We start from the raw sequence: 11559 nt of genomic DNA, 5'->3' as shown, positions 1-11559 counted from the left end.
GTTGGATTAGAGATCATCGGGACTCTATTTCGCCTGAAGAAATTCCTGCGGCAGACGAACATGTTCAAGAGTTGCAACGCCTGCAGGAGGTAGAGCAACGCTACCAAAAGGCCGTTAAGGTCCTTGGTGAAAAAGAACTCGAAATCGAAATTTTGCGAGAGTTGCTAAAAAAGCAAAACCCCGCTTATCTGAAAAATTTGAAATAGCCGACCCATTCATTAAGCGGGGGGAACCGGCAGCTGTTGTGCTGCGCATTCTTGGGTTGTCAGAATCAACGTATTACGACCGTAAAAAGCGACTGGCCCAGTCAGCAGAAAAAGGCGAAGAACGTCCAACCGAAAGCCGTGCAGGTCGTCCCGTGCCTGGATACTCTTACACGGCTACAGGTGAGAAAGTTAGCGACGCACAAATCAAAGAATGGCTGCTCGAACTCCTTGAAGGAGAAGAGTTTGTCTATGGTTATAAGTTTTTGGCCCAATCCCTTCGAGATAAGTATGATCTCATCTTCAACAAAAAGAAGTCTTATCGACTTTGCCAAGAGTTAGACATATTGCAGAAACCTAGAAAGCGCGTACGTTCCCACCCTCGCCGATTACCGAGAAATCGAGTTATAACGGGGTCAAACCAACTTTGGCAAATGGACATTAAATATGGATACGCGATCGGGCAGGAACGGTTCTTTTTTGTACTCAGCATTATAGATGTGTTTGACCGAATGGTAGTAGGGCAGTATAGAGGCCCAGTATGCGAAGCTAAACAAGTCGTCCAAACCTTATGGTATGCCTTGCAAGACCGTATAGAGCCCGGCGAGCCCATGCCGGTGGTTCGTACAGACAATGGTCCGCAGTTCGTCAGCAAGCTATTTGGAGATACCTGTGAAAGCTTGGATCTTATTCATGAGCGTATACCACCTCGGTCCCCCAATATGAACGCCTACATTGAGTCATTTCACAGCGTCCTGGAGCGCCATCTGTTTAGCCAAAGGGACTTTATGACCCTCGATGAAGCTTATGAGGCGCTGGACCAATACATGGACTTTTACAACAACCGAAAAATTCACGGTAACTTAAGAAAAATGTCTCCAGCGAAGTTCTCGATATGGGTGAGGACACTGGAAGACACCTCTGCCTTTCATAGAGCGGTGTAATACGGCAGAATAAGGAGCAATCCTGTGAATTCATAAACATTGTAGGGTAGGACTCCGGATTAAGGGGGCCTAGCCGAATCTGCAGGCATTTCTAGCGATTTTAGAGAAACGAGCCTGTTTCGTAGAAAATTCATGCAGAATTGCAGGAATTTTGAAATTTTTGTTCCTAACAAGAAAAAAACATGCGGATATGCAGGAATTCTCTGTTATCAAGGTTGTCTGATGGGGTACTAGTGTAGTTGGAAGAGAGAATGTACTGCTAATGAACCTTGATAGTGCAGCTGAACAAAAAAGGACAGGCCCAAGATGACTTGGTCTGTCCTTTCCGTACGAGCCGCATTGCGCGTCAGAATTGCGGGATGTCCCGCGGATCGCTTGCTTCTTCCGGTCTTTCCAGCAAACCGCCGACACCGTACTCGCTCAGATTCTTGATAAACTGCAGCGCTTCGGCCCGGGTGAGTTTCCCGGCTCCGTCGAAGCCTTTTACGCTGAGGTCGTCCGGGTTTTTACCTTGAGCCAGACCGAAGGCCAGCAGGTAAGAGATGGCGTCATCTCCGTTAAAGCTGACGCCCTCGGCCGACGTCAGCAGCTCGGCCACCTGTTTGCGCGGGATCGGAAGCTTTCGGGACGGCAGCTCGGTATAACTCTTTACGGGATAGTTCAGTTCGCGCGCCCGGTTGTAGTAGATATCCGCCCAGTGGCCCGTTGGACCGGTGACCGCGTCCTTTTCAAAAGCCCGGAACAGCATCGCCAAAAACTCTTCTTCCGTCACAAGCTTGTTCGGCTGAAAGGTTCCGTCCTGAAAGCCTTTGACCATGTTATGGGACAGGCCCCACTGTACGGTGGCTTCATACCACGAACCTTGGCGGACATCGGTAAAAGACGTGCCGGCCGCTTTGACGCCGGACGAAAGCGAAGCTCCCAGCAAGCCGAGGAGGAGGGCTGAGGCGGTTAACGTATTTATAAGCTTGTTGGTTTTCATTTTCATCGTATAATCCCCTATCTGTTGATTCATGAATGTCCATTAGGATGAAAATAGCGGAGCCGGCAAGCCGGCCCCTTTAGTCCGATTAGCGGGTCGTAAATTCCAAAATCAAAGGCTGCTCCAGCGGGCTTCCGCCGGTCGCCTGCAGGCTCGCTTTCCCCTTGACCGTCTTGTCGATCAGAACGCTGTACGTCTCATTGGCGGCAAAATTTCCGCTGCCCGGTTTCACGAAAATCCGGTTCCACAGGATGTAAATCTCGGCATCCTTGACGATTTCGCCCTTACTGTTGATGACGAAGACATTTTCCCCCGGTTTGATCGAAGAGAGGTCGATGTACTTGAAGTTGGTATTTTTCATGGCGACCTGCAGACTGATGCTGATCGGAACGGTAGGCTTGATTCCCTTCCTGGCCGGGAGATCGCGAATTTGCAGTTCCTGCTTAAGCTCATCCAATTTCTCCCGGAATTCCCGGCGTTTCTCGGTATCCGTCAGCGCTTCGACCGCCAGCTTGGTATCAATAAAATCTACCAGAGTCAAAGACGCTTTGGCCTTTTCCAGGGTGGCTGCGGCTCTCTCTACCGGAGTTTCCGCCTTCTCCGCCGGTTTGGACGGAACTGCCGGGCTGCTCGGAGCAGCGCCGCCACCACCGCCACCACCACCGCCACCACCGCCGATTTGGGCGCTGCCACCGGAAGGAGCCGGCGTCGGGTTGGCCGGAATCACGATAACATCCGGCTGGGAAGGCGTGCTTGGCGCCGGCGGCGTAATCGGCGGTGCCGGAACGGAGGCCGGCCCGGTACGTGCCGTCTGACTTGCGCCTTGAGACAGATTGCCTGTGAGATCCTCGGTTTTAACGACAATAGTATATTCGGTATCGGCAAGCAGCCCCGTCAGCTCATAACCGGAACCGGAAGTTTCTCCGGCAAACAGGCCATTGATATAGATTTTCGCCTTGGCAAAATCGCTGTCCGCAGGGTTTGTCCAATGAATGCGAATAGCGTTCGGCATGATCTCGATGGCTCCCCACATCACTTCCCCCGGTGCGGTGGAGTCGCCTGTCGGTGTTGGGTCCGGAGTTACAACAGGCCCGGTCGGGTCCGTTCCCGGATCGGCCGGAACCGCAGGACCGGTAGGCGGATCGCTTGGGTTCCCCGGATCGGTAGATGGGTCGCCCGGGTTCACCGGATCGGTTGGCGGAACGACAGCCGGCAGCGTTCTTACCGGTATGGTTACCCCTTGCGAGCGGTTGTTGCTGCTGTCTATCGTTTTGACCGTGAATTGATAATCGGTATCCGGCGCAAGTCCTTCAAATCGATAGGCTGGAATTGCCGTTTCATTAACGCTTTGGCCATTCACGTACAAGCCGAGTTTGGCGAAATCAAGGTCTAGCGGATTCGTCCAGCTCAACTGAACGGAAGTGTCCGTCACTTCATCGACCGTCAAGCCCGTAACTTCGGCGGGCGGCGTGGCGTCCGGCAGCGGCAGGGTCGACTCGGTCAGGGTTTGACCGGCGGCCTCGTTGCCTCTGCGATCGACGGAATTAATGCTGATTTGATAGCTTGTTTCCGGCGTCAAGCCGGTGGCCTGATAAGAAGTGCCGGGAACCTCGGCGACTTTAACGTTATTGATATAAAAGCGGTTGGTCAGAAAATCGCTATCGACCGGGTTTGTCCACGAAAAAGACAGGCTGTCGGCGGTTTTGTCCGTGACTTGCAAGTTCGTCACATTGGCCGGAGGCGTGCTGTCCTCGGCAAAGGTTAAGGCGCCGAAGCCGAATTCGATATCCCGACCGGGGGAGCCCAGATCGACGGCATATTTCTTTAACTCCTCGCGAAGCTGTACGTTGGACATGGCCGGAAGGGCCTGCTTCAGCAAAGCGAGCATTCCCGATACGTGCGGGGCGGCCTGGGAAGTCCCGTCCGATAAGGCATAGCCGGGCGTGCCGTCGTCTTTCACATAAGTGGAAAGGACCGCAACGCCGGGGGCCGCCACTTCAACCTCGTCCCCGACGGAAGAGAAGTCGCCTCTCCGGTTGTTTTTGTCTATCGCCGCAACGGCGATGACGGAACTGTATTTGGCCGGGTAGTTCACGGTGTATGTCGAAAGAGGGACCGGTACCCCGTTATCGTCGACCTGGCTGTTTCCTGCCGAGCCGACGACAAGAATGCCGGCGTTATAGGCTTGATCCATCATATTGTGCAAAATGGTGGAGTCCGTATCGGTTCCAAGCGAAACATTGACGATATCCATGTCGTTTTGAATGGCCCACTCCATGCCCTCCAAAACATCCTGCAAGGTTCCGTTCCCGGCTTGATCCATCGCTTTTACCGCGTACAACTGGACGTTCGGCGCGATCCCGACCCGGGCGTTTCCGTTGCTTTTCGCTGCGATGATGCCGGCGACATGCGTGCCGTGGCCGTTATCGTCGGTATAATTATTGGTGTAATCGACAGTGGAAATGCCGCCGGCGACCGTGAGCTCCGGATGAGTGGTGAGGATACCGGAATCGATCACCGCCACCTTCACCCCTGCGCCGGTATAACCCTGATTCCACATCGTTGTAGGCTGTACCGCTTGAAAACTCCATTCCGATTGTTCGAGGGGGACCGTATCGGATGCGATTTTAAAATCCGCATCCGTCGTCCGAAACGTAATATTCCGCTCAATGAGGGCTATATTAGGATCGTTGACAAGTTCTTTTAGTTCGGCAGGCGTTACCGTTGCCGATACGGCCGGGATCGTATCGAACTCGTGATCGACTTCGACGCTCTCCTCGTAAACGGCTTCCTTGCCTTCGTCATTTTTGTAGACGACGATAACTTCCTGCTCTGTTCCTGACTGCGGGTCACCGGCATAGGCCTGACCTGTCGCTCCTGCATAAAACAGGAGGGACGTAGCGAGAACGGATGTAATGATCTTTTTAGCGCTTCTGCTCATAAGATGATGCTCTCTCCCTTTTAAGATGGTGTCGATTCCTGGAAGTCGATGTAGTGGGGAACACCTCTTTTCATGGTGAATTAGGGACCCGTCATTAATAGAAAATAAATCAGGATTACTCCATATATCGGAAGGGATTACGGTATAACTTTAGAGGGGAAACGGACTAAAGGGCCGATTTGGCATATTTTTTTTATCGCCCAGAAAGCTGTATTTCCGGGAGACCGTCTATTTTTCCAAATGGTGGTTGACAAAGGAAGGGAAAGTGCATATAATACAATTAACAAAACGTTAATTGTTAAAAGCTAACGAAAGGAGTGAGCTTTAACCATGTCAAACGAACAGGCGATGAAGCAGTATGACGTGAAAAAATACGTGACCCCCGACGGTTATACGGCGGATATCGCCGTGTTTACCATCCTGTCGACAAAAGCGGACATGTTTAAGCCGCCGGTCATGGACCTGCACATCATGCTGATCAAGCGCAGTATGACCGACAGCGAGGGACGCCCGAACATCGAGGCGGGGAAATGGGCGCTTCCCGGGGGCTTTGTAGCCCACACGGAAACCGCCTTCCAGTCGGCGGCGCGGGAGTTGAAGGAGGAGACGGGGGTGGAGGACATCCATCTCGAGCATTTCGGCGTGTACGATACGCCGGGGCGGGATCCGCGGGGGTGGATTATTTCCAATACCCACTACGCCATTGTGCCGGAGCATCAGTTGGCCAACCGCCAGGCGAATGATGACGCCAGTGAGGTGGAACTCTTTTCCGTCAAAGAGGTGCTGAATCTGGATCTTGCCTTCGATCATGCCCGGATCATTAAAGACGCGATCGCGGTGATCCGCCAGAAGCTGCTGGAGACGACGGCCGCCAAAGCGTTTCTGCGCGAGGAATTCACCTATTCCGAGCTTCAGGCCGTGCTGCTGACGGTCACGGACGATTCGGCCATTGCGCTCGATGCCGCGTTTGCGAGAAAGATCAAGACGCTTCCTTTTATTGAGGAAATCCCGGGGAAAAAGACGACCCGCACCTCCAAAAAGCCAACCCAGCTCTACCGCTTCGTGGACGTGAAAGTCAATCATTCACTTTACCATACAAGAAAGCAGGGATGAAGGATGAACGAACCCAAACGGGCCTTGATCAACATCGATTATACGAACGATTTTGTGGCGGAGGACGGCGCTTTGACCTGCGGTGCGCCTGGCCAGGCGATTGAGGGGGCGATCGTGGAAATTACCCGCGAGTTTTTGCAAAAGGGCGAGTTCGTCGTGTTTGCGATCGATCTTCATAAACAGGGGGACGCGTTCCATCCGGAGACGAAGCTGTTTCCGCCTCATAATATCGAGGGGACGGAGGGGCGCCGGCTGTACGGGGCGCTGGAATCGGTATATCTGGCGCACCGCGATGAGGGCCAGGTGTACTGGATGGATAAAACGAGATACAGCGCCTTTGCGGGGACCGACCTTGAAATGAAGCTTCGCGCCAGAGGGATTACGGAGCTCCATTTGGTGGGCGTCTGCACAGATATATGCGTCTTGCATACGGCGGTGGATGCCTACAATAGAGGATTCTCGATTGTTGTCCATGAAAAGGCGGTGGCCAGCTTTGACCAGGAAGGCCACGCCTGGGCCTTAAGACATTTTAAAGGCTCGCTCGGCGCGTCGGTCATTTAACTTGTTCAAACAACAACCACTCTACTTACCTAGGAGGAACGCATCAATGAGCTACTCGGACGACGGCCTCGCGCTACATACGGATAAATATCAAATCAATATGGCGCATGTCTATTGGAAGGATAATATGCACAAGCGCAAAGCGGTGTTTGAAGTGTACTTCCGCAAAACCCCCTTCCAGAACGGCTATGCCGTATTCGCGGGATTGGAGCGGGTGATCCGCTATCTTAGCGATTTCCGCTTCACGGACAGTGATTTGGCTTATTTAAGAGAAGAAGGCTACAGCGAGGATTACCTGGCCTATTTGGCGGAATTGACGTTTACGGGGACGGTCCGTTCGATGAAAGAGGGCGAGTTGGTGTTCGCCAACGAGCCGATTCTGCGGATTGAAGCCCCTTTGGCGGAGGCGCAACTGATCGAAACCGCCCTGCTGAACATCGTGAATTTTCAGACGCTGATCGCGACGAAGGCTTCCCGGATCAAGCAATTGATCGGGGATGAGGTCAGCATGGAATTCGGGACCCGGCGGGCGCAGGAGATGGATGCCGCCATTTGGGGAACGCGGGCGGCATACCTGGCCGGGTTCGACGCGACCTCGAACGTCAGGGCGGGCAAGCTGTTCGGCATTCCTACGGCGGGTACGCACGCCCATGCGATGGTACAGGCTTACCGCGACGAGTACACGGCGTTTAGCAAGTATGCCGAAACCCACCGGAATTGCGTTTTCCTTGTCGATACTTATGATACGCTGAAGTCGGGCGTCCCTACGGCGATCCGGGTTGCCAAGGAGTTCGGCGACCGCATTAATTTCCTGGGCATCCGGCTGGACAGCGGCGACTTGGCTTATCTGTCCAAGGAAGCGCGCAAAATGTTGGATGAGGCGGGGTTCACCGAGGCGAAGATTTACGCTTCAAACGATCTGGATGAGCTGACGATCATGAACTTGAAGGCTCAAGGGGCCAGAATCGATGTGTGGGGGATCGGGACCAAGCTGATCACCGCCTATGATCAGCCGGCCTTGGGCGCCGTTTATAAACTGATTGCGATTGAGGATGAGCACGGGCAAATGGCCGATACGATCAAAATCAGCTCCAATCCGGAGAAGATCACCACGCCCGGGCGGAAAAAAGTGTTCCGCATCATCAACAAGGACAACGGGAAATCGGAAGGCGACTATATCGTCCTGGAGCATGAAAATCCGGCCGGGGAAGAACGAATCAAGATGTTCCATCCGATACACACGCATATCGCCAAATTCGTGACCAATTTTGAAGCGAGGGAGCTGCATCATTTGATTTTCCGGGACGGGGAATTGGTCTACGAGGTCCCTACGCTCCGGGAAATCCGGGAGTTTCATGCGGACAATTTGCATGTGTTGTGGGATGAATACAAGCGGCTGCTCAATCCGGCGGAGTATCCGGTCGATTTGAGCCAGGCATGCTGGGACAATAAGATGAGGCTGATTGAGGAAATCCGTCAAAAAATCAACGATCGGATCGAATCCTGAGGAGGCGGCCATGGGGAAAATCGGAATTTACGGGTCTTCCTTCGATCCGATCACGAACGTCCATCTTTGGACCGCAAGCACCGTCGCCCACCGCTGCAGGCTGGATAAAGTGATTTTCCTGCCCTGTTCGAACAAGCGGCCCGACAAGACGATGCACATCAGCGATGAGCACCGGTGGAACATGATTTTGCTGGCGATCGCCGGAAACGGAAAGTTCGTGGCCGATGACTACGAAATGAAGCAGGCCGGTTGGGAAATCGCGACCTACATGACGCTCCAGCATTTCAAGGCCGCGTATCCGGAGGATGAGGTGTACTTTATCATGGGAGCCGACCTGCTGTTGGACATCGGAGAAGGGAAATGGAAGAAGTCCGAGGAACTGATTGCCGAGAACAAGTTCATCGTCATGGCCAGGGACGGCATCAACATGCTGTCGGCCATCAGCCGGTCGCCCATTCTCCGCAATGCCGACGATGGACAGACCTTTCATTTGATCGACAAGGGCCTGGCGATGGAGATCAGTTCCAGTTATATCCGGGATGAGCTGCGGCGGGGCGGGGAGCCGCGCTACCTCGTTCCCGAGAGCTGTTACAATTATATAATAGAGCATCGATTATACCAATAGGAAGGGGCAAACCAGATGAATACGCAGCAGCAAATCATTGAAACGTTAAAAGTAAAGCCGGGGGTCGATCCGCGGGAGGAGATCCGCATTCGCATCGACTTTTTAAAGGCCTATTGCATTAATGCCGGCGCCAAAGGCTTTGTCCTGGGGATCAGCGGCGGGCAGGATTCCACGCTGGCGGGACGGCTGGCCCAGCTGGCGGCCGAGGAGCTGCGCGCCGAAGGACGGGACGCCGCTTTCTACGCCGTTCGGCTGCCGTACGGGGTGCAGAAGGATGAATCCGACGCTCAAGCGGCGTTGGAATTCATCCGCCCGGACCATTCCCTGGTGTATAACATTCTGGAGCCGGTGGAGGCCGTTGCCGAACAGTTTGAGCAATCCGTGGGCGAAAACCTGTCGGATTTCAACAAGGGCAACGCAAAAGCTCGCATGCGAATGATTGCCCAGTACGCCATTGCCGGGGCCAAGGGCTGCCTGGTCATCGGTACGGATCACGCGGCGGAGGCGGTCACCGGCTTCTTTACCAAATTCGGGGATGGCGGTGCCGATATTTTGCCGCTTTCGGGCTTGACGAAAAGCCAGGGGCGCGAGCTTCTGAAGGAGTTAGGCGCTCCGGAACGCTTGTATCTGAAAACGCCGACCGCCGATCTGCTGGACAACAAACCGCAGCAAGCCGATGAAACCGAGCTCGGCATGACCTACGAGATTCTCGACAAGTACCTGACGGGGAACGAGGTTGATCCGAAGGCGAAGGAGAACATCGAGAAGCGTTACCGTGTAACCCAGCATAAGCGCGAGCTTCCGGTAACGCCGTTCGATACGTGGTGGAAGTAAGGCGAAAGCCAATAAGAAAGCTCAAACAAGGCTGCCCGCAGGGCAGCCTTTGTTCTTTTTACCCGGTTTCCGCCGCCCGTTCCTCCGCGCCCTCCATTTGATCTATCGCCGGAACCGTGATCATCACGGCCGTTCCATACCCTTCCTCACTTTGAATGCGGACCCCGTAACGGGGACCGAATAACAGCTGAATCCGGCTGTGGACGTTCGAAACTCCGATTCCCGACAACCTGTGTTTTTTACGGTCGCGGATCTGCGCGGGGACCGCCGACATCCCGACTCCGTTATCCATGATTTCAATCTTCAGATCCTCTTCCTGCCTGCGGATATAGATATGAATATTTCCGCTGGAGGAGCCGGGGAAGGCGTGGAAAAAGGCATTTTCCACGAACGGCTGAATCACCAGCTTCGGAACGAGAAGCCGGCGGCAGTCCGCGGCAATTTCATAATGAACCCGGATTTGATCGCCGTACCTGATCTGATTAATAAACACATAGTGCTTCAGTGTCTCGATTTCGGTTTCGACGGTAACCCTATCCTCCGTGGAGCCCAGCGTGCTTTGCAGCATGGAGATCAGGCTGTCGATCGTTAGATCCACCTGGTCGGAGCGCTGCATTTTTGCCAAGTACTTGATGGAGCTTAACGTGTTGTACAAAAAATGAGGATTGATCTGCATTTGCAGCGCGTTCAAATCGGCCTTTCGTCGTTCCTGCTGCTCGTAGAGCAGTTTTTCGGTGTAGCGGTCGATCTCTTTGATCATCCGGTTATACGCTTTGGTCAGCACGTTGGTTTCATAGCTCCCGTCCTCCTGGAGGGGGTGCAGCTTAAGATTGTCCCCCTTGTTCGTCTGCATCGTTTTGACCAGCTTGTTCAGCGGACGGGTAATCCGCCGGCTCATGAAATAAACAAAAATCAGGGTGAGGACCAGCACGGCGCTGACGGCTTTCAAAATTTCGGACGAGATGCTGTATAGCGGCGCGAAGGCCTTGAGCTGGTTGATTTCCTCCAGCAAATAAGCGTTGAATTCCGGCAGATAATAGGAAATATAGGTTTGCTTCTGCCGGGATTGCGCCCGCACCCCGTCCTTGTGCTTGACGGTCTCCAGCGCTACAGCGAGCAGCGAGTCGTCCTTTTTGCTGATCATGCTCCTTTCGCTGCTGGAGAGAATGGTGCCGTCCGCCGAAATGAGGGAAATATGAATGCCTTCGGATACATAAGGGCTGTATTTTCGAAAAATATTCAATTCATCCATCACCACTGCCGCATATCCGTACATCCAGCCTGTACCGCTGTCAACGAGAGGCTTGGTGGCAAAAATAAAATTGTCGTAAGGAACGGATTCCACGAACAAATCCGGGCTGCTGTGATACAGAATGCGGTTCGGAATCGCCCCGTCGACCGTCATATATTTGGAGACGATATCCTGGGGAATCTTGTCCCATTTGAGCGCATTGCTGGAGTAATGACGCCCCCCTTCGCCCGGCAGCCCGGAGACGATGATATGCGATTTTTCCGGACTTAAATAGTCTTTGTAAAGATCGATATACTTGCCGAGCGAAAGGACCAGATTAATTTGCTGCAAAGGCGTATCGGCCGGCTTGGTGATGTAGTTTTTGAATTCGCTGCTGCTGTTGATCTGTAGCATGGCGCCTACGACTTGTTCGTTATAGCTCAGCAAATCCTCTTTGACCAGGTTCATATTGGCTGAAGCGCTCCTTACAACCTGCTTTAATAAAATGCGTTCCGCGATCGTGGAAGAGGCGATCATCAGCAGCAGAGAAATGACCAAAATGCCGGAGAGCATCAGAATCAACATTTTGATGAATATGCTGTTCTTTTTCAGCATGGG

General features: G+C 53.3%; 9 protein-coding genes and 1 pseudogene. 7 read left to right on the top strand and 3 right to left on the bottom strand.

The features are described from left to right. Together V4U84_RS20000 and V4U84_RS19995 are read left to right on the top strand one after the other, a co-directional pair. Window positions 1-206 (top strand): annotated as a pseudogene (locus tag V4U84_RS20000) (transposase); the annotation flags it as partial. A 38-nt stretch (window positions 207-244) separates the two neighbouring features. Continuing rightward, complete coding sequence (locus V4U84_RS19995; protein ID WP_334074351.1) at window positions 245-1147, top strand: IS3 family transposase; 903 nt, start codon at window positions 245-247, stop codon at window positions 1145-1147. 346 nt (window positions 1148-1493) lie between these two features. Here V4U84_RS19995 and V4U84_RS19990 read toward each other — a convergent pair whose 3' ends face one another. Together V4U84_RS19990 and V4U84_RS19985 are read right to left on the bottom strand one after the other, a co-directional pair. Then, complete coding sequence (locus V4U84_RS19990) at window positions 1494-2135, bottom strand: S-layer homology domain-containing protein (protein WP_334075320.1); 642 nt, start codon at window positions 2133-2135, stop codon at window positions 1494-1496. Between the two features lie 82 nt (window positions 2136-2217). Continuing rightward, window positions 2218-5070 carry a S8 family serine peptidase gene (locus V4U84_RS19985; protein WP_334077823.1) on the bottom strand — a complete coding sequence of 951 codons (2853 nt, stop codon included), beginning with the start codon at window positions 5068-5070 and terminating at the stop codon, window positions 2218-2220. A 330-nt stretch (window positions 5071-5400) separates the two neighbouring features. Here V4U84_RS19985 and V4U84_RS19980 point away from each other — a divergent pair, with 330 nt between their 5' ends. The 5 genes from V4U84_RS19980 to nadE are packed head-to-tail and all read left to right on the top strand — an operon-like array spanning window position 5401 to window position 9710. Beyond that, complete coding sequence (locus V4U84_RS19980; protein ID WP_334077822.1) at window positions 5401-6183, top strand: NUDIX hydrolase; 783 nt, start codon at window positions 5401-5403, stop codon at window positions 6181-6183. A 3-nt stretch (window positions 6184-6186) separates the two neighbouring features. Beyond that, window positions 6187-6744 carry a cysteine hydrolase family protein gene (locus V4U84_RS19975; RefSeq protein WP_334077821.1) on the top strand — a complete coding sequence of 186 codons (558 nt, stop codon included), beginning with the start codon at window positions 6187-6189 and terminating at the stop codon, window positions 6742-6744. Between the two features lie 46 nt (window positions 6745-6790). Beyond that, the gene (locus V4U84_RS19970; protein ID WP_334077820.1) at window positions 6791-8251 is read left to right on the top strand and encodes a nicotinate phosphoribosyltransferase; all 1461 of its coding nucleotides are present in this window, start codon (window positions 6791-6793) and stop codon (window positions 8249-8251) included. Between the two features lie 10 nt (window positions 8252-8261). Then, window positions 8262-8876 carry a nicotinate (nicotinamide) nucleotide adenylyltransferase gene (nadD, locus tag V4U84_RS19965; protein WP_334077819.1) on the top strand — a complete coding sequence of 205 codons (615 nt, stop codon included), beginning with the start codon at window positions 8262-8264 and terminating at the stop codon, window positions 8874-8876. 15 nt (window positions 8877-8891) lie between these two features. Beyond that, a complete protein-coding gene (gene nadE / locus V4U84_RS19960; protein WP_334077818.1) occupies window positions 8892-9710 on the top strand; it encodes an ammonia-dependent NAD(+) synthetase in 819 nt (272 codons plus the stop codon). Window positions 9711-9768: 58 nt separating this feature from the next. On the opposite strand, the gene V4U84_RS19955 is transcribed toward nadE, so the two are convergent. Continuing rightward, a complete protein-coding gene (locus V4U84_RS19955) occupies window positions 9769-11556 on the bottom strand; it encodes a sensor histidine kinase (protein WP_334077817.1) in 1788 nt (595 codons plus the stop codon). Window positions 11557-11559 lie beyond the last annotated feature (3 nt).

Source organism: Paenibacillus sanfengchensis (assembly GCF_036864765.1).
Classification (GTDB): domain Bacteria; phylum Bacillota; class Bacilli; order Paenibacillales; family Paenibacillaceae; genus Fontibacillus; species Fontibacillus sanfengchensis.
Note: the sequence above shows the minus strand (reverse complement) of the source record. Positions and strands in the feature narration are given on the sequence as shown.